General features: G+C 73.9%; 20 protein-coding genes and 1 pseudogene. 10 read left to right on the forward strand and 11 right to left on the reverse strand.

Annotated elements, in window-relative coordinates; translation table 11 throughout:
- Positions 1–90: 90 nt before the first annotated feature.
- Entirely contained in the window at positions 91–1,125 is a 1,035-nt protein-coding gene (locus ACFV1J_RS15815; RefSeq protein ID WP_385858277.1) for a phosphatidylinositol-specific phospholipase C domain-containing protein, read from the forward strand.
- On the opposite strand, the gene ACFV1J_RS15820 is transcribed toward ACFV1J_RS15815, so the two are convergent.
- From ACFV1J_RS15820 to ACFV1J_RS15850, 7 genes are all read right to left on the reverse strand, one after another.
- Positions 1,097–2,095 carry a trypsin-like serine peptidase gene (locus tag ACFV1J_RS15820; RefSeq protein WP_385858281.1) on the reverse strand — a complete coding sequence of 333 codons (999 nt, stop codon included), beginning with the start codon at positions 2,093–2,095 and terminating at the stop codon, positions 1,097–1,099. The two genes, ACFV1J_RS15815 and ACFV1J_RS15820, sit on opposite strands and share 29 nt — an antisense overlap.
- 36 nt (positions 2,096–2,131) lie before the next feature.
- Positions 2,132–3,073 carry a phosphatidylinositol-specific phospholipase C domain-containing protein gene (locus tag ACFV1J_RS15825; RefSeq protein ID WP_385858284.1) on the reverse strand — a complete coding sequence of 314 codons (942 nt, stop codon included), beginning with the start codon at positions 3,071–3,073 and terminating at the stop codon, positions 2,132–2,134.
- A gap of 141 nt (positions 3,074–3,214) precedes the next feature.
- Positions 3,215–4,177 carry an L-histidine N(alpha)-methyltransferase gene (gene egtD / locus ACFV1J_RS15830; RefSeq protein WP_385858286.1) on the reverse strand — a complete coding sequence of 321 codons (963 nt, stop codon included), beginning with the start codon at positions 4,175–4,177 and terminating at the stop codon, positions 3,215–3,217.
- Positions 4,174–4,929, reverse strand: a complete 756-nt coding sequence (gene egtC, locus ACFV1J_RS15835) for an ergothioneine biosynthesis protein EgtC (protein WP_385858288.1) — start codon at positions 4,927–4,929, stop codon at positions 4,174–4,176. The genes egtD and egtC overlap by 4 nt, the downstream gene beginning before the upstream one ends.
- A 37-nt stretch (positions 4,930–4,966) precedes the next feature.
- Positions 4,967–6,286 (reverse strand): ergothioneine biosynthesis protein EgtB, encoded by a 1,320-nt coding sequence (gene egtB / locus ACFV1J_RS15840; RefSeq protein WP_385858290.1) that lies wholly within the window; start codon positions 6,284–6,286, stop codon positions 4,967–4,969.
- Positions 6,283–7,563, reverse strand: a complete 1,281-nt coding sequence (egtA, locus tag ACFV1J_RS15845; protein WP_385858293.1) for an ergothioneine biosynthesis glutamate--cysteine ligase EgtA — start codon at positions 7,561–7,563, stop codon at positions 6,283–6,285. The genes egtB and egtA overlap by 4 nt, the downstream gene beginning before the upstream one ends.
- A gap of 304 nt (positions 7,564–7,867) precedes the next feature.
- Complete coding sequence (locus tag ACFV1J_RS15850) at positions 7,868–9,079, reverse strand: pyridoxal phosphate-dependent aminotransferase (protein ID WP_385858295.1); 1,212 nt, start codon at positions 9,077–9,079, stop codon at positions 7,868–7,870.
- Positions 9,080–9,196: 117 nt separating this feature from the next.
- Between ACFV1J_RS15850 and ACFV1J_RS15855 the strand changes: the two genes are divergently transcribed.
- Both ACFV1J_RS15855 and ACFV1J_RS15860 read left to right on the forward strand, forming a co-directional pair.
- Positions 9,197–9,859 carry a winged helix-turn-helix transcriptional regulator gene (locus ACFV1J_RS15855; RefSeq protein ID WP_385858298.1) on the forward strand — a complete coding sequence of 221 codons (663 nt, stop codon included), beginning with the start codon at positions 9,197–9,199 and terminating at the stop codon, positions 9,857–9,859.
- Between the two features lie 264 nt (positions 9,860–10,123).
- Positions 10,124–11,200: a glycosyl hydrolase family 18 protein gene (locus tag ACFV1J_RS15860; RefSeq protein ID WP_385858300.1), complete on the forward strand. Its 1,077-nt coding sequence runs from the start codon at positions 10,124–10,126 to the stop codon at positions 11,198–11,200.
- On the opposite strand, the gene ACFV1J_RS15865 is transcribed toward ACFV1J_RS15860, so the two are convergent.
- Positions 11,144–12,055 carry a helix-turn-helix transcriptional regulator gene (locus ACFV1J_RS15865; protein WP_385858303.1) on the reverse strand — a complete coding sequence of 304 codons (912 nt, stop codon included), beginning with the start codon at positions 12,053–12,055 and terminating at the stop codon, positions 11,144–11,146. The two genes, ACFV1J_RS15860 and ACFV1J_RS15865, sit on opposite strands and share 57 nt — an antisense overlap.
- Before the next feature lie 184 nt (positions 12,056–12,239).
- Here ACFV1J_RS15865 and ACFV1J_RS15870 point away from each other — a divergent pair, with 184 nt between their 5' ends.
- From ACFV1J_RS15870 to ACFV1J_RS15880, 3 genes are read left to right on the forward strand one after another with little or no spacing between them, the layout of a single operon-like run.
- Positions 12,240–13,238: an NADPH:quinone oxidoreductase family protein gene (locus tag ACFV1J_RS15870; RefSeq protein WP_385858306.1), complete on the forward strand. Its 999-nt coding sequence runs from the start codon at positions 12,240–12,242 to the stop codon at positions 13,236–13,238.
- Positions 13,235–14,416: an acyl-CoA dehydrogenase family protein gene (locus ACFV1J_RS15875; protein ID WP_385858308.1), complete on the forward strand. Its 1,182-nt coding sequence runs from the start codon at positions 13,235–13,237 to the stop codon at positions 14,414–14,416. The genes ACFV1J_RS15870 and ACFV1J_RS15875 overlap by 4 nt, the downstream gene beginning before the upstream one ends.
- Positions 14,413–15,582, forward strand: a complete 1,170-nt coding sequence (locus ACFV1J_RS15880) for an acyl-CoA dehydrogenase family protein (RefSeq protein WP_385858310.1) — start codon at positions 14,413–14,415, stop codon at positions 15,580–15,582. The genes ACFV1J_RS15875 and ACFV1J_RS15880 overlap by 4 nt, the downstream gene beginning before the upstream one ends.
- Positions 15,583–15,840: 258 nt before the next feature.
- Here the strand turns inward: ACFV1J_RS15880 and ACFV1J_RS15885 are convergent, their stop codons facing one another.
- Positions 15,841–16,461, reverse strand: a complete 621-nt coding sequence (locus ACFV1J_RS15885; RefSeq protein ID WP_385858313.1) for a hypothetical protein — start codon at positions 16,459–16,461, stop codon at positions 15,841–15,843.
- A gap of 449 nt (positions 16,462–16,910) precedes the next feature.
- Between ACFV1J_RS15885 and ACFV1J_RS15890 the strand changes: the two genes are divergently transcribed.
- Entirely contained in the window at positions 16,911–18,257 is a 1,347-nt protein-coding gene (locus ACFV1J_RS15890; RefSeq protein ID WP_385858315.1) for a hypothetical protein, read from the forward strand.
- A gap of 177 nt (positions 18,258–18,434) precedes the next feature.
- On the opposite strand, the pseudogene ACFV1J_RS15895 reads toward ACFV1J_RS15890, so the two are convergent.
- Positions 18,435–18,791 (reverse strand): annotated as a pseudogene (locus ACFV1J_RS15895) (cell wall hydrolase); the annotation flags it as partial.
- A gap of 513 nt (positions 18,792–19,304) precedes the next feature.
- Between ACFV1J_RS15895 and ACFV1J_RS15900 the strand changes: the two are divergent.
- Together ACFV1J_RS15900 and ACFV1J_RS15905 are read left to right on the forward strand one after the other, a co-directional pair.
- Positions 19,305–20,534 (forward strand): S1 family peptidase, encoded by a 1,230-nt coding sequence (locus tag ACFV1J_RS15900; RefSeq protein WP_385858318.1) that lies wholly within the window; start codon positions 19,305–19,307, stop codon positions 20,532–20,534.
- Positions 20,535–20,959: 425 nt separating this feature from the next.
- Positions 20,960–21,454, forward strand: coding sequence for an acyl-CoA thioesterase (locus tag ACFV1J_RS15905; protein WP_385858320.1), 495 nt, complete (start codon positions 20,960–20,962; stop codon positions 21,452–21,454).
- A 336-nt stretch (positions 21,455–21,790) separates the two neighbouring features.
- Here the strand turns inward: ACFV1J_RS15905 and ACFV1J_RS15910 are convergent, their stop codons facing one another.
- Positions 21,791–22,573 carry a DeoR/GlpR family DNA-binding transcription regulator gene (locus ACFV1J_RS15910; protein WP_385858546.1) on the reverse strand — a complete coding sequence of 261 codons (783 nt, stop codon included), beginning with the start codon at positions 22,571–22,573 and terminating at the stop codon, positions 21,791–21,793.
- 454 nt (positions 22,574–23,027) lie between these two features.
- Between ACFV1J_RS15910 and ACFV1J_RS15915 the strand changes: the two genes are divergently transcribed.
- The gene (locus ACFV1J_RS15915; RefSeq protein WP_385858322.1) at positions 23,028–24,326 is read left to right on the forward strand and encodes an MFS transporter; all 1,299 of its coding nucleotides are present in this window, start codon (positions 23,028–23,030) and stop codon (positions 24,324–24,326) included.
- Positions 24,327–24,331: the final 5 nt, after the last annotated feature.

Raw genomic sequence — 24,331 nt, forward strand, 5'->3', positions numbered from 1 at the left:
GCTGCCCCCCCACCCCCCGCCCGCCGGCCGGGCCCCTCGGCGTCCGGGCCGACCTGCCGGGCGTCCGAGGGACCACGGAAAGCGGGGAACATGAACGGGAAGCGGTGTGTGGGGACGGTCGCCGCGGCGGCGGCCGCGATGGTGGCGGTGTCCGCGCCGGCGGGCGCCGAGCCGGCCGGCCTGACGTACGGCACCAGCACGTCCGTGGGCGTCCACAACGCCTACGACAAGGAGAAGTACCCCTACTTCGCGGACGCGCTGGACTCCGGCGCCGCACTGCTCGAACTCGACCTCTGGACCAACGGTTTCGGCCGGTCCTGGCGGGTCAGCCACAGCAACCCGATCGGCAACAACAGCAACTGCGAGGGCGCGGCGAACGCCTCCGAGCTGCGCACCAAGGACGTCAACAAGGACTTCGCCGGCTGCCTCGCCGACATGAAGGCCTGGCACGACGCGCACCCCGGCCACCGCCCCATCCTCGTCAAGGTCGAGCTGAAGGACGGCTTCAACGCCAAGGGCGGCCGCGGCCCGGCCGAGTTCGACGCGCTGGTGCGCCAGAAGCTCGGCGACGCCGTCTACGGCCCCGGTGACCTCACCGCCGGCCACGCCACGCCCGACGAGGCGGTCCGGGCCGGCGGCTGGCCCGCACGCGACGCCCTGGCCGGAAAGTTCCTGTTCGAGCTGATACCGGGCACGCTCGAGGAGAGCAACCCGCTCGACAAGCTCTGGACCGACGTCGAGTACGCCACCCACCTCAAGGACCTCGCCGCGCAGGGGAAGCTCGCACAGTCGGTGGCCTTCCCCGCGGTGCACGGCGCGACCGCCGGCGACCCCCGCGACCGCTACCAGGACCCGGCGCTGCGGCCGTACTTCGTGGTCTTCGACGGCGACGCCGCGACCTATCTGAACGGCACCATCGACACCGCCTGGTACGACCGCCGGCACTACCTCCTCATCATGACCGACGCGCACAACGTGCCGCCGGCCATCGACGCCACCCACCCCACCGAGGCACAGGCGCTGGCCCGGGTCGGCCAACTGGCCGCCGCGCACGCCAGTTTCGCCACCGCCGACTGGTACCCGCTGCCGTCCGTGCTCAAGGCCGTGGTGTCGCGCGGGGCCTGACGCCCGGCGTGGGGCCCGGCTCCGCGGTGGCCCGCCGGTAGAGCGCGGCCACGTCCGCACCGAACCGGCTGCTGTACGAGACGAAGTCGTCGCCGCCCTCGTCGAGCCCGCCGATCACCCCGATCAGCGCCCCGGTGCCGGTGGCCGGATCGACGTCGGTGAGCAGCGGCCCGCCGCTGGTGCCGTTCGGGAACCCCGGGCAGGGGAAACGCAGTTGGGCCGGGCCCTGCGCCTCGGTGGTGTGCCGGCAGCTGACCGGGGCGTCCCGGTCGGCGGGATAGCCGGTCAGCAGCGCCGGGAGCCCGGCCGGCGCACCGAACCGGATCCGTTCGGCGCCGGTGAGGTCCGCTATCCGCCCGCCGCCCTGCCCGGCCCTGCGCACCCGCAGGAACGCCACGTCGTGGTCCGGGTCCCGGTCGCTGATCCACCGGGGATCGACATGGATGCGGGTGGGCACCCACAGCCCGTACGGCGCGATCCCGTCGTGCAGCCCGGGCACGAACACCAGCCGGGTGCGGAACCCGCCGTCGTGCACACAGTGCGCGGCGGTGGCGACCAGGTCGGCGGCGGGGGAGCGCACCACGCTCGCCGTGCAGTGGTGCGCCGGATCGCCGTCGTCGCCGGGTGAGAACAGCGCACCGATCGCCGGGGACGGGGCCGCCGGGGCGGCCACCAGCGGCCGGGACGCCGGCAGGGCGGCCGTCGCCCCGCCGCCCGTCCGGCCGCCGCGCGGGACGGTCACCGGCGGCCCCGGCCGCTCCCGGTACGGTCCGGCGAGCAGCGCGGCGGCGGCCTGGTCCCCGTCCGCGCGGGTGGCCAGGTACGAGCCGGTGGCGCTGTCCCCGGCGGCCAGGAACGGGTCGCGGGTGGGCAGGCCCAGCGTCAGCGCCGTACTGCCCACGACCACCGTGAGCAGCCCGAGAGCCACCGGCAGCCGCTGGGGGACACCGGGCCGTCCGGAAGGGGACATGTCCCTCAGTCTGCGGCAGGACGGCCGGCGGGACGCCTACCGCTGGGCCGGTCGGGTGAACCGCAGGCCAGGGTTGTGCCGGATCAGCGTCTCGGCCAGGCCGAACTCGTTCGGGAAGTCCATCGGGACGATGCCCAGGCCCGTCCAGCCGCTGCCGTCCGCACCCTCCAGCAGCGTCTTGACCTGCGGGTTGAGGCGGTCCGCGGTGGACCGGGGCGGGAGCAGCGCGGCGGTGCTGACGTAGTTGACGAAGAGCTTGCCCGGCTGGCTGACGGCCTTGCGGAACTGCGCCTCGACCTTCGGGTACTTCCCGAACGGCTCCGCCATGTAGTCGTCCTGGATGTCGAACAGCTGCGGATCGCCGTAGCGGACCCCGCCGAGCCCGTCGGAGTCCGCCAGCAGCACGACCCTGCCCCGGGCCTCGCCCAGTGCGGGCAGCCCGGCGTCCAGCCGGAACAGCGAGCGGTAGCCCTTGTCGTCCAGGTAGACGGCGAAGATCCGGCGGAACTCCTCGGCGGAGACCTCCGAGTACTCCTGCTTGACCCGCATCAGCACCGTCTCGGACGGATGGGCGGCGAGGAACGCCCGGCAGGCGTTGAGCACGTCACCGAACATCAGCTGCTGGTAGAACGCGCCGTGATGGATGGCGAAAACGTTGTCAACGGCCCGGCAGCGGATGTCCAGGAAGCGGATCCCGCCGGCCAGCTGGGCGTCGATCGGAGTGTTCTGGCAGGCCACCCAGGGGCCGCCGAACCGGGACCCGGAGTCGTGCGTGCCGGGGATCGTCAGACGGGTCAGCGGTGTGGCGTCCGGGAGCGTGGACATCCAGTCCGGCACGGAGAGCGCGCGGCGCCCGGCCGTCCTGCGCCCGGCCGCACCGGCCGTGAACTGTCCGCTGCCGGCGCCCGCCAGCACCCCGGCGGCCGACAGTCCGGCCGCGCCCCGGAGGAACCCCCGCCGGTCGATTCCCAGCCCCATGCCGCCACCCCTGCCCGTCGAACGGAACGTGCGTCCGGGGCATGGAACCACACCGCCCGCGCGGACGGCACCCGGCCGGCGCACCCCAGGGGCACACCGGCCGGAACCGTCCTCGTACGTACCCGCCCCTACCGGGCCGTATCAGGCGCGGAACGCGAGCGACAGCGCGAAGCGGTCCGCGCTGTCCGTCCACCAGTTGGTCAACTCCAGCCGGGCAGCGGCCAGTTCGGCCCGCACACCCTCCTGGCGGAACTTGGCCGAGACCTCGGTGCGGATGTCCTCACCGGCCGTGAAGGGCACGGCCAGGTCCACGCCGGGGATCTTCACGGTCAGGTCCCGGCGTGCCCGCAGCCGCATCTCGATCCACTCCTCCGCGGCGTTCCACCGGGCGACGTGGTCGAAGTCCGCCGGATCGAAATCGCCGTCCAGCTCGCGGTCGATGACCTCCAGGACGTTCTTGTTGAAGGCGGCCGTGACGCCCTGCGGATCGTCGTACGCGGCGACCAGCGTCGCCTCGTCCTTGACCAGGTCGGTGCCGAGCAGCAGGGCGTCGCCCGGGGACAGCAGGTCGTGCACGGAGGAGAGGAACGCGGCCCGCTCCTCGGGGAGGAGGTTGCCGATGGTGCCGCCGAGGAAGGCCAGCAGCCGCGGGCCGGGCGTCTCGGGCAGCGTCATGTCCTGCTGGAAGTCGGCGACCAGGGCGTGCACGGTCAGGCCGGGGTGCCCGTCGAGCAGCGCCTCGCCGGCCGCGCGCAGCGCGGACTCGCTGACGTCGACCGGCACATAGGTGTGCAGCCCGGTCAGTGCGCCGATGAGGTGGCGGGTCTTGTCGGACGACCCGGAGCCCAGCTCGATCAGGGTGCGGGCGTGGGTGGCCGCGGCGATGTGGTCGGCGCGGGTGAGCAGGATCTCCCGTTCGGCGCGGGTCGGGTAGTAGTCGGGCAGTTTGGTGATCTCTTCGAAGAGTTCGCTGCCGCGGGCGTCGTAGAACCACTTGGGCGGCAGGTGTTTGGGGGTGTCGGACAGGCCCTGGATGACGTCGGCGCGCAGCGCGGCCGCGGTGGCGTCGGCAGGGAGGATGCGGGTGATGTTGAGCGGGCTCACGTGGCGGGCTCCTTGAGCGGGGTGAGGTGGACGTCGGTCCGGGTGGCGCGCAGCAGGGTGCGGTCGGGGACCTCGGTCCAGTGGGGGGAATCGTCGTAGGGCTCGGCGGCGACCACCCGGCCGCCGCCCGGAAGGGCCAGGTGGTAGAGGGTGTCGCCCCAGGAGGTGGCGGCGATGGTGGTGCCGTCGGTCAGCAGCAGGTTGAGCCGGGAGCCCGGCGCGGCACCGGCGACCGACGCGACGGTGTCGGCCAGCGCGTCGCCGAGTTCGTCGCCGCGGGTCAGCCGGTGCCGCACCAGCGCCCAGACGAACGCCGCGTCGCAGCGCGCCTGGAGGCGCAGCAGCTCCTCCGGGGCCAGCCCGGCGGCCAGCGGTGCGACCGAGTCCGGCCAGCCGGCCACCGCACCGTTGTGGCTGAACAGATGGCCGTCCCCGGCGAACGGCGCGGCCGCCGCCTCGGCGTCCGGCCCGGCGACGGTGGCGTCCCGTACGGCCGCCAGCAGCGCGCCGGTGCGCACCACCCGGGCCAGGTCGGGGAGTTGGTCGTCGGCCCAGATCGGGCCGGCCCGCCGGTAGCGCGCCGGGACCGGGTCGCCCGGCGCGTACCAGCCGACGCCGAACCCGTCCGCGTTGACCGTGCCGTGCTTCTGGTGGCGCGGCGCCCACGACTGCCGGTACAGGCCGTGCGGCGGGTCCAAAACGATCTCGCCGAACGGCACCGGAGGCCCCACGTAAGCGATATGACGGCACATCAGGACACCGCCTCCCCGGCCGCCCGTCCCGCCGGCCTCATGCGTCCCCCTCCGGGCCGGCGTCCCGGGCGGTGCGGAACCCGGAGAAGATCTGCCGCCGGACCGGCAGGTCCCAGTTGCGGAAGGTGCCCCGGCAGGCGACCGGGTCGACCGCGAAGGAACCGCCGCGCAGCACCTTGTGCCCGTCGCCGAAGAACACCTCCGAGTACTCCCGGTAGGGGAAGGCGGCGAAGCCCGGGTACGGCAGGAAGTCGCTGGCCGTCCACTCCCACACGTCGCCGATCAGCTGCCGGACGCCGAGCGGTGACGCGCCCTCGGGATAGCTGCCGACGGCGGCGGGCCGCAGATGCCGCTGGCCGAGGTTGGCGCGCTCCGGTGTGGGGTCCTCGTCACCCCAGGGGTAGCGCATCGACCGGCCGGTGGCCGGGTCGAACCGGGCGGCCTTCTCCCACTCCGCCTCGGTCGGCAGTCGCCGGCCGGCCCAGCGGGCGTAGGCGTCCGCCTCGTACCAGCTGACGTGCAGCACCGGCTCGTCCGGCGGGACCGGCTCGGTCACCCCGAATCGGCGGCGCAGCCACTGGCCGCCGTCCCGCTTCCAGAACAGCGGGGCGCGCAGCCGGTGTTCCTGGACCTGCGCCCAGCCCTCGGGCGCCCACCAGCGCGGCTCCCGATAGCCGCCGTCCTCGATGAACCGCTGGTAGGCGCCGTTGCTGACCGGTGTGGTGTCGATCAGGAACGCCGGCACGAGACGGTGGTGCGCGGGCCGTTCGTTGTCCAGCGCCCAGGGCTCGGCGGAGGTGCCCATGGTGAACCGACCGCCGGGGACCAGGACTTCGGACGGCAGCAGGTCATCGGGGGCGGGCGGCGGCTCGGGCGCGGTGAGCACGGCGGGGCCGCGGCGCAGCTGGTGGGTGATGAGCATGGTCTCGTCGTGCTGCTGCTCGTGCTGGGCGATCATGCCGAAGGCGAAGCCGGCGTCCAGCAGCGGACCGCCGTGCAGCGGGGTGTGCTCCAGGACGTCCAGCACCCGGCCGCGGACCTCGGCGACATAGCCGTGCGCCTCGTCGGGCGGCAGCAGCGGCAGGGCGGGGCGTGCGGCCCGCGGATGCTCGAAGGCGTCGTAGACGGAGTCGATGTCCGGCCGCAGCGCCTCCCGGCCGCCGACGGTCCGCAGCAGCCACTGCTCCTCCTGGTTGCCGATGTGGGCCAGGTCCCACACCAGCGGGGACATCAGCGGGGAGTGCTGGGCGACGAGGTCGGGGTGCTCGACGCAGGTGGTGAGCAGACGGGTGCGGTCGCGGGCGGCGAGCAGCGCCGAGGCCGCCCGTTCGCGCAGGAGTTCGGGATCGGTGGTCACTGCCGGCCTTCCTTCCCCTGGAGGAGCTCGCCCTCCGTGGCGTACAGGGCGTCGAGATGGTCGTCCGCGGGGCAGCGCCCGCGTGCCACGTACCGCTCGGTGAACGCCGCGACCGCGGCACACACCTCGGGCGGGGCACCGATCCGGGGCAGCGCCTCCTGCGCGGCGGCGAAGCAGGCCACCGCGGCGGCGTGCAGCTCCGGGTCGGTCAGTCCGGCGCGGGCGGCCCGCCGCCACAGCGGATTGCGCGGCGCGGGGCGCGAACCGGCCGTCTCCGCGAGTGGTTTGACGATGCGGTAGGCGCGCTCGGCGGCCTCCGGATCGTCGAACAGCGCGACCGTGACGGCCAGCGGCACGGTCCACCCGGTCTCCCCGGGCTGGGCGTCGATCATGCGCAGTTCCAGGTGGCCGCGCGGTCGGACGGGCGGGAAGAGGGTGGTGACGTGGTAGTCGAGGTCTTCCCGGGTCGGGGGTCTGGGCACGCCGGTGCGGACCCATTCGCGGAAGGTGAGCCCCGCCGGCGCGTCCCAGGGCCCGTCGTCGGCGCGGATGCACATCACCGGCGCGTCCAGGACGTACGCCGCCCAGGCGGTGCGCGGGTCGAGGTCCGGCGGCGGGGCGAGGGTGCGGGCCGGGTCGAGCTGGGACCACACGACCTGGCGGGTGGTGCGGTAGCCGGTCGGACACCCTTCGCTGGTCGGCGAGTTGGCGAACGCCGCGGTCAGCACGGCGCCCAGCAGATGGGCCAGCAGCCAGCGCCGGCCGAGCCCGAGCGGGCCCGGCTCCTCGTAACCGGCGTCCACGCACACCTGCACGGAGGCGGTGCCGCACATCATGGACCGGCCGGCCGGGCCCCAGCGGTCGAAGTACGCCTCCATGGCGTCGTAGCGGGGGTCGGTCAGGATCCGGCGCGGCGGGTGCCAGGGGTTGTGGCCGTGGCCGGCCAGCCCCAGGCCCAGGGCCCGTACGGCCGGGCGGACCAGTGCGAGATCGGCCGACACGGCCTCGATGCAGGCGCCGAGGGAGGTGGCGGGCAGCGAGCTGAGCTCCAGCTGTCCGCCGGGTTCGAAGGTGAGGAGGGAGGTGAGGGGGAGCTGTCGCAGGGTGGCGGCCGCGTGCCGCAGCCGGTCGGGTTCGACCGGACATCGGGGGCGGTACGCGTCGTGGACCAGCCATTCCAGCTCGACGCCTATGCGGCGCGGTGGACCGGTCTTGAAGCAGATGCCGTGCAGATGCGCTTCGAGCTCCGCTTCCGAGAGCGCGGGACGAACGGGCATGGAATCCCCTCCCTTGTCGGGTGGCGGCACGATTGCCGCCCTCCACCTAATCGGCTGCGGCCGACGGGCTCAAGAGCGCGTTCGATTCCGTGCGCCGGTGCCGCGGGGCAGGACGGCCCGTCACCGGGCGTCCGGGCCGTCCGGACCGACGGCCTGCCGGACGGTGCCGGGCCGCCCGAGCGGCGCCGGGAGGCCCTTCCCGCCGCTGGCCACGGCCCCGGCCCGGACCGGCGGGCGGTGGACGGCGGCGGGGGAGGGGTGCCGCCGTTCGGGTGAACCGGGGGCCGCTCGCCGGCCCCCGGCGTCACTGGCGGTATCCGGCCAGGAAGCGGCCGATCCGGCGGATCGCGGCGTCGAGGTCGTCGGCGTGCGGCAGGGTGAGGATGCGGAAGTGGTCCGGGCGCGGCCAGTTGAAGCCGGTGCCCTGGACGACCTGGATCTTCTCCCGCAGCAGGAGGTCCAGCACGAACTTCTCGTCGTCGTGGATCTGGTGGACGGCCGGGTCGAGGCGCGGGAAGGCGTAGAGCGCGCCCCGGGGTTTGACGCAGGAGACGCCCGGGATCTCGTTGAGCCGCTCCCAGGCCACATCGCGCTGTTCGCGCAGCCGGCCGCCGGGCAGCACCAGGTCCTTGATGGTCTGCCGGCCGCCCAGCGCCGCCTGGACGGCGTACTGCGCGGGAGCGTTCGGGCACAGCCGCATCGAGGCGAGGGTGCCCAGGCCCTCCAGGTAGTCGGCGGCGTGCTGGGTGGGGCCGGAGACCACCAGCCAGCCGGAGCGGAAGCCGGCCACCCGGTAGGACTTGGACAGCCCGCTGAAGGTCAGACAGACCAGGTCGGGGGCGAGCGCCGCGGCGTGGTGGTGGACCTCGTCGTCGTAGAGGATCCGGTCGTAGATCTCGTCGGCGAAGACCATCAGCTGGTGGCGCCGGGCGAGGTCGAGCATGCCCTCCAGCAGTTCGCGCGGATAGACCGCGCCGGTCGGGTTGTTGGGGTTGATGATGACCATCGCCCGGGTCCGGTCGGTGATCTTCGAGGCGAGGTCGTCGAGGTCCGGCAGCCAGTCCGCCGATTCGTCGCAGAGGTAGTGCACGGCCTTGCCGCCGGCGAGGGTGGTGACGGCCGTCCACAGCGGGAAGTCGGGGGCCGGGATGAGCACCTCGTCACCGTCGTCGAGCAGCGCCTGGACCGCCATCGACACCAGCTCCGAGACGCCGTTGCCGAGGTAGATGTCGTCGACGTCGACGTCCGGCAGGCCGCTTTGCTGGTAGTGCTGGGCCACCGCGCGGCGGGCCGAGAGGATGCCCCGGGACTCGGTGTAGCCGTGTGCGCGGGAGAGGTTGCGCATCACGTCCTGCAGGATCTCCTCGGGGCACTCGAAGCCGAACAGCGCGGGATTGCCGGTGTTCAGCCGCAGCACGCTGTGCCCGGCCTCCTCCAGCGCGTCCGCGTGCTCGATCACCGGTCCGCGGATCTCGTAGCAGACGTCGGCCATCTTGCTGGACTGCTTGAACTGCATGCGGCGGCCTCCCGGTCCTCGCCCGCCGCGCGGTGCGGCAGCACTCGTCGTCATCAACCGTACTTGGTTTTACCAAGTGGCGACTTGGAAAGTCCAACTTCTGTCTATGCTGGAGCCATGCCGCGCCGAAGCTATGACCAGTACTGTGCCGTCGCCCGGGCCCTGGACGCCGTGGGTGACCGCTGGACGCTCCTGATCGTCCGGGAACTCCTCGGCGGCTCCCGGCGCTACACCGACCTGCACGCCGACCTGCCGGGCGTCAGCACGGACATGCTCGCCTCCCGCCTGAAGGACATGGAACGCGACGGCCTGGTCACCCGCCGCCGGCTCGCCCCGCCCGGCGCCGCCTCCGTCTACGCCCTCACCGACCGCGGCCGCGCCCTGCTGCCCGCCCTCACCGCCCTCGCCGCATGGGGCGCCCCCGCCCTCGACGAGAAGCGGCCGACCGACGCCGTGCGCGCCCACTGGTTCGCGGTCCCCCTCCTCACCCGCCTCGCCGCGCACTTCACCGACGGCACCGACGTCATCGACATCACCCTCGACGAGGGCCGGTTCCACGTCCTGCTGTCCGGCGACACCGGCCCCGGCTACGCCGACGGCCCCGCCGAACACCCCGACGTCCGGCTCCGGATGGACGCCGCCACCTGCGCCGACCTCGCCCACGATCGCCTCTCCGTCGCCCAGGCCATCGCCTCCGGCCGGATCGCGCTCACCCGCCCCGGAGCCGGCGCGGCCGACGGCACCGACCCGGCCCCCCGGCAGGAGGCGACCACGGCATGACACCAAGCCCCCTGGCCCACTTCGCCCTCGACCACACCTCCCTCAGCTGGCCGGGATGCCCCCACGCCGACACCGCCCATCGGCAGCACCGGCCGCGACGCGCCTGAACGGCGGGCCGGGGGGCTTGACCGCCGCCGCGGCGAACCCAACCGGAGCCCGCCCCGCGCCCGTTCGCCACCAGGGCCGGCCCGGCCCGTCCCGGCTCCGCTCCCGTTCGGCCGCGCTGACGGTGCGTCAGTGAAGCCGCCGGGTGAGGCTCGGGGCATGGACCATGTCTCCGGAAACCGGGCCCGCGGCTGGCTCGCGCTCCTGCTCGCGGCCGTGACACTCACCGGACCGCTCACCCCCGCGGCCGCCGCCACCCCGTCGGACGCCACCGAGGCCCGCGGCCGCACCGTCTCGGCCTGGCTGCCGTACTGGGGCGACACCGACGCCGCCTACCGCGACGCGCTCCGGCACGCCTCCCAACTCCACACCGTCAGCCCGTTCTGGTACCAGGCGTCCGACGACACCACCGTCACCGGACACGAGGGCGCCGGCCGCCGCGGCGTCATCGACGGACTGCACCGCGTCGGCATCAAGGTCGTCCCCACGGTCACCGAAACCCTCGACGCCGACCGGATGTCCGCCCTGCTGCACGACCCCGAGCGGCGGAGGGCGCACCTCACCACCCTGCTCGACCTCGTGGCCAGCCGCCGGTACGACGGGATCGACCTGGACTACGAGACCATGGCGGTCACCGGCGACCGGCAGGCCCGGGAAGAGGTGCGCACCGGATACCGCACCCTGGTACGGGAGTTGTGCGCGCGACTGCACGCCCGCGACAAGGAGTGCGTGGTCACCGTCCTCGCCCGGGCCAACGGCACCGGCACCGCCTTCGACTACGCGCACCTCGGCCGCTCCGCCGACCGCATCCGCATCATGGGCTACGACCTGCACTGGTCGGGCGGCGAAGCCGGACCGCTGTCCTCCACCGACTGGTACGACGCGTTCCTGCGCTACGCCACCGACACCGTCCCGCGCGACAAGATCGAGGTCGCCTTCCCCGGCTACGGCTGGGACTGGGTCACCGGCACCACCGGCCACGCCGCCCACCTGACCTGGAAGGAGGCCGAGGCGCTGCGCACCCGCGAGGACGCCGACTACCTCTTCGACACCGCCTCCGGCACCCCGCACTTCACCTACCGCAAGGACGGCACCGAGCACCAGGTCTGGTACCAGGACGCCCGCGGCGTCCGGGCCCATCTGCCGCTGCTGCGCAAGTACGGCGTGCGCGGCACCGGCCTATGGGCGCTCGGGTTCGAGGACCCGGACGTCTGGGCCGCGCTCCGCGGCGAGTAGCCGCAGCGCCGCCTCGGACGGCGACCCCTCCTCCGCCGTATACATCAGCACGCCCTGCCCCGAACCGTCCGGCGTCCGCATCATCTCGAAGTCCAGCACCATCTCACCCACCAGCGGATGGTGGAACCGCTTGGAACCGAAGGTGCAGTTGCTCACCCCGTGCCGGGACCACAGCGCGCTGAACTCCGTACTCTTCATCGACAACTCACCGATCAGCGCGGTCAGTTGCGGATCGTCCGGCCGCTGCCCGGCGGCCACCCGCAGCGCGCACACCGCGCGCCGCAGCTCCGCCTCGCGGTCCGGGTACAGCTCCCGGGTGTGCGGATCGAGGAAGAGCATCCGCTGCGTGTTGGGGCGGTCCAGCGGACGGCCGGGACTGTCGACGTCCAGATGCCCGGCGATCAGCGCATGCCCGAGGCGGTTCCAGGCCAGGACCTCGAAACGCGGCCCGACCGCCACCGCCGGTACGTCCGCCATGGCCGCGAGCAGCCGCCGCACCCCGGAACGGGCCTTGTCGTGGCGGACCGCCGGCCGCCGGCGTGCCCGGGCCGGCCGGGCCAGCTCCCGCAGATACGCCTGCTCGTCGGGGGACAGCCGCAGCGCCCGGGCCAGCGCGTCCAGCACCCCCTCCGAGGCCTGGTGGCTCTGCCCCTGCTCCAGCCGCGTGTAGTACGCGACGCTGACCCCGGCCAGCTGCGCCAGCTCCTCCCGGCGCAGGCCCGGGACCCGTCGCCGCCCTCCGTAGGAGACCAGCCCGACGTCCTCGGGGCGGAGCCGGGCACGGCGGGTGCGCAGGAAATCGCCCAGCTCGGCGGGCTGGTCCAGGGCGGGTACGTCGATCGCGGGTACGTCCATGCCCGCCAGTCTCCGCCATCTCGCGGGCCGCAGCCTGTCCCTGTGGGTACCAGGCTGAGACCGTTCCCTCACCGGGCCGATTTCCTGTTCCCACGGGGTATACCGACCGCTTAGTATGCCCCTGGCGAGGGCGCCGGTGCGTCCCCCCGCCCCACCCGCGTACCCACATCTCTGGAGGCCCCAGGTGAAGGCATGGCGCGTACACGCGAACGGCGAGCCGCGTGAAGTGATGCGGCTGGAGGAGGTGCCGGACCCCCAGCCGGGACCGGGGCAGCTGCTGCTGCGGGTACGGGCCGCCAACGTCAACTTCCCCGACGCACTGCTCTGCCGCGGCCAGTACCAGGTCCGGCCACCGCTGCCGTTCACCCCCGGCGTGGAGATCTGCGGCGAGGTGCTCGCCGCAGGGGAGGGGGCCGACGCCAAGCCCGGCACCCGGGTGCTGGCCCAGCCGCCGCTGCCGGCCGGCGGCTTCGCCGAACTCGCGGTGGCCGACGCCGCGACCGTCCGCCCCGCACCCGAGGCACTGGACGACGCCGAGGCCGCCGCACTGCACATCGGCTACCAGACCGGCTGGTTCGGCCTGCACCGCCGGGCCCGCCTCCAGGCCGGCGAAACCCTGCTGGTGCACGCCGCGGCCGGCGGCGTCGGCAGCGCCGCCGTACAGCTCGGCAAGGCCGCCGGCGCCCGGGTCATCGGCGTCGTCGGCGGCGCCGACAAGGCCCGCACCGCCCGGGCACTCGGCTGCGACCTGGTCCTCGACCGGCACACCGACGACATCGTCGCCGCCGTGAAGGACGCCACCGGCGGCCGCGGCGCCGACGTCGTCTACGACCCCGTCGGCGGCGACGCCTACACCAAGTCCACCAAGTGCATCGCCTTCGAGGGCCGCATCCTCGTCGTCGGCTTCGCCGGCGGCACCATCCCCGCCCCCGCCCTCAACCACGCCCTGGTGAAGAACTACGCCATCCTCGGCCTCCACTGGGGCCTCTACAACACCAAGGACCCGGCCGCAGTCGACGCCTGCCACAAGGAACTCACCGAACTCGCCGCCCAGGGCGCGATCAAGCCACTGATCGGCGACCGGGTCCGGCTGAGGGAGGCCGCCGACGCCGTCCAGCGGGTCGCCGACGGCACCTCCGTCGGCCGCCTCGTCGTCGTCCCCACCCCCGAGGAGGCACGATGACCGACGCCGCGGACCTCCGCCGCCGCACCGCCACCCTGCTCGCCGCACACCCTCCCGCCACCACCGACCGGCTGGACTTCCTGCGCGCCCGCTTCGACGCCGGACTCGCCTGGGTGCACTTCCCCGAGGGCCTCGGCGGACTGGACGCCCCCCGCGCCCTGCAGGCCGTCGTGGACGCCGAACTGGCCGCCGCCGGCGCCCCCGGCAACGACCCCGGCCGGATCGGCATCGGCCTGGGCATGGCCGCACCGACCATCCTCCGCTTCGGCACCGACGCACAGAAACAGCGCTTCCTGCGCCCCCTGTGGACCGGCGAGGAAGTCTGGTGCCAGCTGTTCAGCGAACCCGGCGCCGGCTCCGACCTCGCGGCACTCGCCACCCGCGCCGTCCGGGACGGCGAGGACTGGGTGGTCGACGGCCAGAAGGTGTGGACCTCCAGCGCCCACCTGGCCCGCTGGGCGATCCTCATCGCCCGCACCGACCCCGACGTGCCCAAACACCGCGGCATCACGTACTTCGTCTGCGATATGACCGACCCCGGCGTCGAGGTGCGGCCACTGCGCCAGATCACCGGCGAGGCCGAGTTCAACGAGGTCTTCCTCACCGGCGTCCGCATCCCCGACGCGCACCGCCTCGGCGAGGTGGGAGAGGGCTGGAAGGTCGCCCAGACCACGCTGATGAACGAACGGGTCGCCATCGGCGGCAACCGCATCCCCCGCGAAGGCGGCATGATCGGCGTCGCCGCCGCCGACTGGCGCGCCCACCCCGAACTGCGCACCCACGACCTGCACCAGCGGCTGCTCACGCTGTGGGTGGACGCCGAGGTCGCCCGGCTCACCGGCGAACGGCTGCGCCAGCAGCTCACCAAGGGCCAGCCCGGCCCCGAGGGCAGCGGCATGAAACTGGCCTTCGCCCGGCTCGCCCAGGAGATCAGCGGCTGGGAGGTGGAGTTCCTCCGCGAGGCCGGACTGACCTACGACGACTGGACGATGCGCCGCCCCGACGGCGTCGACTTCACCGGACGCGAGGCCGGCTACCGCTATCTGCGCGCCAAGGGGAACTCCATCGAAGGAGGCACCTCCGAAGTGCTGCTCAACATCGTCGCCGAACGCGTACTGGGCCTGCCGCCCGAGCCGCGCACCGACAAGGACGTCGCGTGGAAGGACCTCCCCCGATGACCACCGAGACCCGCTCCGCCACCGCCCCGGCACCCGACCCCGACCTCCTCTACTCCGAGGACGAGGACGCCCTGCGCGACGCCGTACGGGCCCTGCTCACCGACCGCTGCGATCCGGCCACCGTGCTCGCCGCCATCGAGTCGGACACGCCGTACGACGCCTCGCTGTGGCGGTCGCTCGCCACGGAGATCGGTACCGCCGGGCTGCTGGTCCCCGAGAAGCTCGGCGGCGCGGGCGCGAGCGCCCGGGAGGCCGCCGTCGTCCTGGAGGAACTGGGCCGCGCCGTCGCCCCCGTCCCCTATCTGACCAGCGCGGTCATCGCGGTGACCGCCCTGCTCGGCGCCGACCACGAGGACGCGGAGGTGGCCGGGGCCCTCACCGCACTCGCCGCCGGCACCACCGTCGGCGCGCTCGCCGTCCCGCTGACCACCGCGCCGGCCGGGCCGGCCGACCTGCCCGAGCCGTCCGTACGCGCCACCGCGGACGGCACGCTGACCGGCCGGGTCACCTCGGTCGCCGACGCCGCGGCCGCCGACCTGCTGCTGGTCCCCGCCCAGGGGCCCGACGGCCCGGCCCTGTTCGCGGTCGAGGCCGCGGCGGACGGCGTACGCACCGAACGCGTCACCCCGCTCGACCTCACCCGGCCGCTGGCCCACCTCACCCTCGACGGCGCCCGCGGCCGCCTGCTGGCCGGCGGCGACCGGGCCCGGGAGGCCGTCGCACGAGCCCTGCTCGCCGGGGCCGGACTGCTCGCCTCCGAACAGCTCGGCGTCGCCGAGTGGTGCCTGGCCGAAACCGTGCGGCATACGGCCGAGCGCACCCAGTTCGGCCGCCCGGTGGGCTCGTTCCAGGCGCTCAAGCACCGCATGGCCGCCCTCTGGCTGGACGTCGCCTCGGCCCGCGCCGCGGCCCGCAACGCCGCGGACGCCCTGGCCACCGGCAGCCCGGACGCCCCGGTCGCGGTGGCCGTGGCCCAGGCGTACTGCGCCCCGGTCGCGGTCCGCGCCGCCGAGGCATGCATCCAGCTGCACGGCGGGATCGGCATGACCTGGGAACACCCGGCCCACCTCTTCCTCAAGCGGGCCAAGACCGACGAACTCGCCCTGGGCACCCCGGGCCGCCACCGGGAGACGCTGGCGGGTCTGGTCGATCTGGGGGCGCCGTAGGGGAGGGGTGGGAAGGGACGGGGCTGCCCTTGGGGTGCGGGGCTTGTGTTCGTTGGGGGACCGTGTCTGGGGTGCGGGGCTTGTGTCCGTTGGGGGCCGTGTCGGTGGGGGCCGTGTCCGTGGGGCCCGTGTCCGTGGGGCACATGTCCGTGGGGCACGTGTCCGTGGAGCCCGTAGGGGGCGGGCGAACAGATCCCGTAGGGGACGCACGCCCCCCTTTGGGGCCCGCAACGCCGGGTGGGTGGGGGAAATTCCCGGTCAGCCGGTGATGGCGAACGTCTTGCTGTAGGCATGGACCGCGCCGTCACCGGCGGTGGTCACCTCCAGGAAGTAGTGCGGCCCCGGCGGCACTTGCGGCAGCGTCACCAGCGCCTCGCCCGTCGGCCCGTCGCCCGCCTTGGGCGCCACCACAGCCAGTCGCTGCGGAGGCCGGCCGTGGCCCATTCCGGCGTTGAGCCAGACGTCCACCTGTCGGCCGGTGCTGTTCTTCCAGGCGACCGGGAGGCTGCCGTGGGGGCGGTAACTGAGGCCGGCCGGCGGCGCGGTGACCTCGATCCGCCCGGTCACGACCCCCGCATCCGCCCCGAGCCCCGCATCCGCCTCGGCCGCCTCATCCGTCCCGGCCGGCCTGGTCGCTTCATCCGGCCCGGCCGGCCCGGAGGTGCCCGGGTGACCGGTGCGCATGCCGAGGGCGGAGGTGGCGGCCCGCGCCGCCGAACCGCTCGCCCCGGCCGCGACGGCCTGTCTGCCCACGGACCGGAACCGGCTCGTTCCGTCGTCCGGCTGCCCCGGCGCCAGCGTGACCACTGTCATGCAGCCGACGGCGGTGGCGGCAACGGCGACGGCGAGGTTCGTGGCTATCGAGATCGCCCTGGACATCGTCTCCTCGTTTCCTCGGGGGAGGGACGAGCCGGAGCATCCCCGGCACTCCGACCGCCAAAAACGACGCGCGGAGCGACCACCCCGATGGCCATTCCCGGCGCGACAGACCCCCGGCGGCACAGGAGAATCCCCCCGACCGGACCCGATCCCGGCACCTCGACCGGCCCTGATCCGGCACCTCGACCGGACGCGATCCCGGTACCTCGACCGGACCCGACCACCGCCCCTCGACCGGACCCGATCACCGCCCTTCGCTCGGACCGATCACCGCACCCTGACCGGTGACGTCGGGAACCCGGCGAGTGACGTCCGAGACCCGGCGGGCGACGACCGGGACCCGACGGGCGACGTCCCGAACCTGACGGGCGACGTCCCGAACCCGGCCGGCGATGTCTTGAACCCAACCGGTGATGTCCTGAAAGTGCGGTTCGGGTAGCGTCGAACCCATGAACACCGCAACTCGTCGTGCGCTGATCGGACCCGTTCTGCTGCTGGTGGCCGCGCTGCTGGCGGTGGCCGCCGTGCTGGCGCCCGGCGCGCATGCCGCGGGCGGTCTGGACGAGGCCGCGACCGCCCTGAGGAAGGGCCCGGTCTACGTCGATCCGCGCGCCGCGGGACAGTTCTCCGCGGCCGACGCGGACGCCCTGGCCAAGAAGATCAAGGACGCCGACAAGCCGGTCTTCGTGGCCGTGCTGCCGCGCACCGCGGACTACCCGCCCAGCACCCTGCTCCGTGATCTGCGGACCAAGGTCGGCATCGCCGGGGTCTACGCCGTCGAGCTCGGCAACGGCTTCAACGCCGGCGCCGACCCGCGGGTGATGTCCCGCAGTGCGGTGCAGAACCTCGTCGGGTCGGTGAAGCGCACCACCTACCCGACCGTCGGCGAGCGGCTGAACAGCTTCGTCGACACCGCGAACCAGTCCGCCCGCGGCCACGCCCCCGACTCCTGGGGCGGCACCGGCGGCGCCGGCTTCGACTCAGGGACCGCGATCGGCCTCGGCGTGCTGCTGGTCGTCGGCGGCGGAGGCGCGTACGCCATCACCCGCCGCAACCGCCGGCGGCGCCAGGAGGAGGAGCGGGCCGCGCTGGAGCAGCTGCGGACCGTCGTCGACGAGGACATCACCGCCTTCGGCGAGGAACTCGACCGGCTCGACTTCCGGCCCGACGAGCCCGGCGCCGACGACGCGATGCGCGCGGACTACAGCCATGCGCTGGACGCCTACGAGAACGCCAAATCGGCGATGGCGGCGGCCCAGCACCCCGGCGACGTACAGGGCGTGACCCAGGCCCTGGAGGACGGCCGGTTCGCGCTGGCCACACTCGCCGCGCGCCGCGAGGGCCGGCCGCTGCCCGAGCGCCGGCTGCCCTGCTTCTTCGACCCGCGGCACGGCCCGTCCGTCGTCGACGTCGCCTGGGCCCCGGCCGGCGGTACCGAGCGCATCGTCCCGGTCTGCGCCGCGGACAAGAGCCGGCTGGACGACGGCCGCGAGCCGCTGACCCGCACGGTCCGCACCGAGAGCGGCGACCGCCCGTACTGGGACGCGGGCCCGGCCTACGCCCCCTGGGCCGGCGGCTACTTCGGCAGCGGCCTGCTGCCCGGCCTGCTCGTCGGCACGCTGCTCGGCAACGTCATGATGTCGTCCCCCGCCTACGGCGCCGACTTCGGCGGCCCCGCGGGCGTCGAGGGCGGCGACTACTCCGGCGCCGACTTCAACCCCGACGACTTCGGCGGCGGGTTCGGCGACGGCGGTGGCTTCGACGGGGGTGGCGGGTTCGACGGCGGCGGCTTCTGACGGACGTGGCGCGGAGCGGGTCCCGACCCGCTCCGCCGAGTTTGCAGCGGCGGCCAGGCGGCGGCCGTATGCTCGCGCGCGGCCCGCGCCAGATTGCCCGACCGGCCCGCCCCCTGCTGCCCGGCCCGCCCCCTGCTGCCCGACCCGCCTGGTGTACGAGCCCGATCCCCGCGCCGCTCACCCGTCCGTCGCCGGGCCGCGTGTCCGTATCCGTTTGACCCCCAGGAACCGCGCGTACCGCGCCCGTGCCGCGAAGTCCGCATAGCGCCAGACCGCGGGCCGGCCCACCTCCCGGCACAGGTGCAGCACCGCATCGGGACCCAGATGTACGCCCACATGGGCTCCGTACCCCTCGGGCCGTTCCTCGACCGGCCCGGCGTCGAACAGCACCAGGTCCAGCGGCCGCGGACGCCCGGCCCGCCGCGTCGCCCGGACGTCCGCCCACAACTCCGCCGAGCGCAACGGCGGGACCCACAGCCCGAAGTGACGCAGCACGGCGTAGGCGTAGCGCTGACAGTTGGCGCCCCCTGCCAATTCGGCGAAACCGCCCGAGCCATCCGTGCCGCCGGAGCTGCCGGAGTCGCCAGGCCCGCCGGAGCCGCCAAGTCCGCGGCCGCCACGACCGCCCGAGCCGCCAGGACCGTCCGAGCCGCCCGAGCCATCCGTGCCGCCGGAGCCGCCAAGTCCGCCGGAGTCGCCAGGACCGCCCGAGCCGCCAAAGCCGCCCGAGCCGCCAAAGCCGCCCGAGCCGCCACGATCACCGGAGCCGCCCGCACCGCGCCCTCCACCCGCCCCCCACCACTCCCTGTATGACGGACATTCAGGTGTCGCGGCTCCCGGATGGCGGGCGCCCGAGTAGGTCACGTTGCGCAGCGCGGGCGGCAGGTCCCCGAACGTCACCGGGCCGTGAACAGCGGGGACTTGGCGGCTGGGGTCGGTGGTCATCCGACCATGATGCGGGCGATCTCCTCGTGCCGCCCGCGCCGGTGTCCCGCACGCTCGCCCCATCGGATCCGACGTGCACCCGACACCGCGAGGAGACCCCCGATGGAGCCCCGCTTTCGCAAGGCAGCACTACGGTGCGCGGCCGTCGCCGCCGTCATGGCGGCCATCGGCCCGCTCGGCCCGGCGCACTCCGTACCGCTCCCCACGCCCACGCCCCGGCCCGCCCCGCGCGGCCTGCTCGACGCGATGCGCCGGGACCTCCGGCTGACCGCGGGAGAGGTACGTACCCGGCTCGCGCAGGAGGCCGACGCGCACCGTGCCGCGGCCGCGGTCCGCCGGGCGCTCGCCACGCCGCCCGCCGGGATGTGGTTCGACAAGGCGAGCGGCAAACTCGTCGTCGCGGTGACCGCCCCTGCCGACGCCCAACGGGTACGGGCGGCCGGTGCGATCCCCAAGACGGTGCGGCACAGCCGCGCCGTGCTGACCGCGCTGGTGCGGAAGATCGCCGTCCGGGTCGGCAAGGGCGTTCCCGGGGTCACCGGCTGGGGCGTGGACGAGCGGGCCAACGGTCTGGTGATCCGCATCGACCGCACCAAGCACACCGCCCGGACCGACGCGTTCGAGAAGAGCGTCCGTGCCCTCGGCACCCGCGCGAAGACCACGGTCACCGTCGAACGCAGCAACCAGACGCCGCGCCAGCAGGGCGGCACGGTCGTCGGCGGCGAGCGCTGGATGCCCGGCAACGAGGGCATCTGCTCGATCGGCTTCTCGGTGACCGGCCCGCAGGGCTTCGAGGGCTTCCTGACGGCCGGCCACTGCACCCTGACGCCCGATCAGGCCGCGTACGGCAAGGACGGCACCCGGATGGGCACCTCCAACCCGGGCGGCAACCACAGCGTCAACGGCCACGAGGGCGACTTCGGACTGGTCCGGGTCGACCAGCCGGGGTGGACCGTCGGCTCGGCGGTGGCCGGGCAGGGCGGCGCACCCGTCGCCGTGACCGGCTCGCAGGAGGGCCTGGCCGGCATGTCGATCTGCCACTCCGGGCAGTCGAGCGGCTGGCACTGCGGGGAGATCACCCGGATCGACCAGACCGTGGACTACGGCACCACGATCATCGACGGGCTGGCCTACACCAACGCCTGTTCCGCGGCCGGGGATTCGGGCGGCTCCTACGTCACCCAGCCCAACGCCCCGATGGCGGTCGGCGTCCACTCCGGCGGCGGCGCCGCGACCTGCGGCAACTTCGGCGGCGACACCGTCACCATCTTCCAGCCCATCTCCAAGCCACTCGCCAAATGGAACCTCCGACTGAAGACGGGCAGCCCCTGACGCCCCCGCCCCACCCCACGGCCCCCATGCCCCCCGACCCCACCGCACGGCCCCGCAACCTCGCCCCGCCGCACGGCCCCGACGCCCAAGCCGCACCGCACGGTTCCGACGCACGGCCCGCCGCCCCGCCCCGCCGCACGGCACCGCCTCCCAAGCCTCGCCGCACTGTCCCGACGCACGGCAGCAGCCGCCGCGGCCCCGGGCGGATCCGTTGGCGCATCGGCCGCGGCCCCTCGTCCGTCGGCGCGGAGAAAGGCCCGTGACGTCCGTCGGTGCGAGAAGAGGTCTGGGACGTTCGCCGGCGCAGGAAGAGGTCCCCGACGGCCGTCGGTGCCGGACAGAAAAGCCCTTCGGGGCCGATCACCCGCACCTACGATGGGACACCGATGGCCATAGCCATGGCCACGGTATCGCGGGGAGTGGCAATGGCCGTGGGAGTGGAAGTGGGAGCAACGGCGACGGGAGCGGGGGAGCCGGTGGGCGGCGCGGAGGCGGCGGAGCCGTTCGCGGTGCGGATCACCGTACGGGGGTACGAGACGGACACCCAGGGCCATCTCAACCAGAGCGTCTACCTCCAATACGCCGAGCACGCCCGCTGGTCGCTGCTCCAGGCGAGCGGCATCCAGCAGAGCGCCATGGTGGACCGCCGCATCGGGCCGGTCACCCTCGAAACGACCATCCGCTACCGGCGGGAGCTGCGGGCCGGTGACGAGGTCGACGTGACCTGCGCGTTCGTATGGGGCGAGGGCCGGACCTTCCGGATCGAGCAGACCGTCCGCAGGACGGACGGAACGGTGGCCGCCGAGGTGAGCGCGGTCGGCGGAGTCCTGGACCTCACCGAGCGCAAGCTGCTGACGGACCCGCGGGCGGCCCTGCGCGAGCTGGCCGAGGACCCGTCGCTGATGGGCCTGGCCGGGTAAGGATCCGGTCCGCCGGGGGCGCGGCTTGCCACGCGGGTGGCGGGGCCTGCCTGCCACGCGGATGGCGGGGCCGCGGCCCGTAGGGGTGAGCCGAACAGATCCCGTAAGGGTTACGCGCGCCCCCTGCTGGGGCCACAACGCGGGGAGTTGGGGAGGTATTCCCTGGACAGCGGGAAGTCGGGAAGGTCTTCCCGGACCGGGGAGGTCTTCCTGGGTCGGGGAGGTACTCCCCGCACGGGGAGGCACCCCTGAACAGGCGCCCACCCGTAGCGAGGCCCCTGAACAGGCGCCCACCCGTAGCGAGGGCTCTCCGGAGCGAGGGACATGACGGGCTCCCTACCCCCTCCCCGCCACCACCATCACCTCCGTACCCCCCGCCCGCACACGCTGTATCTGCTCCGGCGGCAAGCCGTCGTCGACGATGAGCAGGTCGAAGTCGGTCAGGGGGGCGAGGGCGTACAGGCCGCCCTTGGCGAACTTGGTGTGGTCGGCGACCAGGATGCGGCGGCCGGCGCTCTCCATCATGGCGCGCTTGACCTGCACGGTCTCCGGTGAGGTGTGGTAGCAGCGGCCGTTGGTGACCGCCGTGGTCGACAGGAAGAGCACATCGGCGCGGAACGCCCGTACCGCGTCGGCCGTGTACGGGCCCATGAAGGCGTCGTAGGCGGGGAAGTAGGCGCCGCCCAGGGTGATCAGGGAGATCCCGGGTTCCTTGGCCAGGGTGGTGATGGCCGGCAGGGAGTTGGTGATCACGGTCAGCGGGGTGTGCTCGGCGAGCTGATGGGCCAGCAGCAGACACGTCGTGCTGTCGTCGAGCAGCACCGTCTGCCCGGGCACCAGCAGCGTCGCGGCGGCCCGCGCCAGCTGCTGTTTGGTCTGCGCCATGGTCGCCATCCGCTCCGCGACGCTGCCGTGGAACTGCGCGGACGGCAGCCCGGTCGCCCCGCCGCGGACCTTGCGCAGCCAGCCCTGCGCCTGCAGCGCGTCCAGATCGCGGTGCGCGGTCATCAGGCTGATGCCGTACTCCTCGGCGAGGTCCGCGGTGCGCACGAATCCGCGGGCGATGACGGTGTCGCGCATCCGGCGGCGCCGCTCCTCCTGGGCCTCGACCCGGTCCATGGCTCCGCTCCCTTTCATGCCAGCTGCGTACCCGCGGCACCCGCCCGGTTGCCTACCCGCCGCACCCGCCCGGTTGCCTAAACGCGGCGCCCGCCCGGCTACGTACCCGCCGCACCCGCCCGGTTGCCTATCCGCCGCCCCCCGGCTACGTACCCGTGCCCCCGCCCGACTGCCTACCCGCCGCCCCCGCCCGGCCGCGTCCCCGCCGTCCCCGCCCGGCCGCGTCCCCGCCGCCCCCGCCGGGTGAAAAGCGCCGCGTTATGTTCGCACGGATTTCACACTGCACGCGCGCCGGGCGCGGTGTCCACATGCGGTTCCGCGAGGACGCAACATGGCTGGTCGGGGCGGTGATGCGAAGATTCCGGCGGCCATTGACGGCCCTTTCCGCACGGCGGTTCCATCGCTGCGTCCACCCCCCTTCGCCCTTCTGAGCCGCCGCAGAAAGGGAGATTCGATGACGAACTCTCCGTCGCGTTCACTGATCACCCGCCTGGGCATTCCGCCGACCCTCGCCTGGGGCTACCTCGGGCTGCTGCTCTTCATGATCGGGGACGGCGTCGAGTCCGGGTACCTCTCGCCGTACCTCCTGGACCAGCATCTCTCCGAGTCCCGGGTGGCCCTGCTGTTCACCGTCTACGGGATCGCGGCCGGCATCGCCGCCTGGCTCTCCGGAGTGCTCTCCGACCTGTGGGGCCCGCGCCGGGTGATGTGGGCCGGTCTGGGCATCTGGGGTGTCTTCCAGCTCCTGTTCCTCGCCGTCGCCCTCCCGACGGGCAGCTACCCGCTGATGATGTTCGGCTACGGCCTGCGCGGGCTGGGCTATCCGCTGTTCGCGTACGGCTTCCTGGTCTGGATCGCCGGGGTGGCACCGCGGGCCCGGCTCGGCACCGCCATGGGCTGGTTCTGGTTCGCCTTCACCGGCGGGCTGCCCACCCTCGGCTCGCTCGTCGCCAGCGGTCTCATCCCGTACATCGGCGCCTACGCCACGCTGTGGGCCGCGCTGGCGCTGGTCGCCGTGGGCGGACTGATCGCGCTGCTGCTGGTCCGGGACGACCACGGCGGCAGACGGCCGCGCGGGGACGGCGAGGGGCCGGTGGCCACCCTCGTCGGCAGTGTCACGGTCCTGTGGCGCAACCCCCGGGTCGGGGTCGGCTCGGTCGTCCGGGTCATCAACACCGCGTCCCAGTTCGGCTTCTTCGTGATCCTGCCGATCCACTTCACCCGGACCGTCGGCTTCACCCTCACCCAGTGGCTGCACCTGCTCAGCGCGATGTTCGCCACCAACATCTTCGCCAACCTGCTGTTCGGCGTGATCGGGGACCGCTTCGGCTGGCGCCGCACCATCGCCTGGTTCGGCGGCGCCGGCTGCACGCTCAGTACCCTGCTGCTCTTCTACGTCCCGCACGCCGCCGGCGCGAACTTCCCGCTGGCCCTCCTGGTCGCCGCGTTCTACGGCGCTACGCTGGCGGGTTATGTACCACTTTCGGCGCTCGTGCCCACTCTGGAGCCGCGGCACCAGGGCCAGGCACTGGCCGCCCTGAACCTCGGCGCGGGCGCCAGCACCTTCGTCGGCCCGGCGGTCGTCGCGGCCTTCGTCGGCCCGCTCGGCGTCGAAGGGGTGGTCTGGATCTTCGCGGGGATGTACGCGGTGAGCTGGGCGCTGGCCCACTTCCTGAAGCTGCCGGACGAGCCGGGTACCGCGGACGCCGCGCGGCGGGGCCCCGAGCCCGCCGCCGCCCCGGCCCCGGCATGAGAGGG

It is taken from the genome of Streptomyces sp. NPDC059649 (genome assembly GCF_042734445.1).
Classification (GTDB): Bacteria; Actinomycetota; Actinomycetes; order Streptomycetales; family Streptomycetaceae; genus Streptomyces.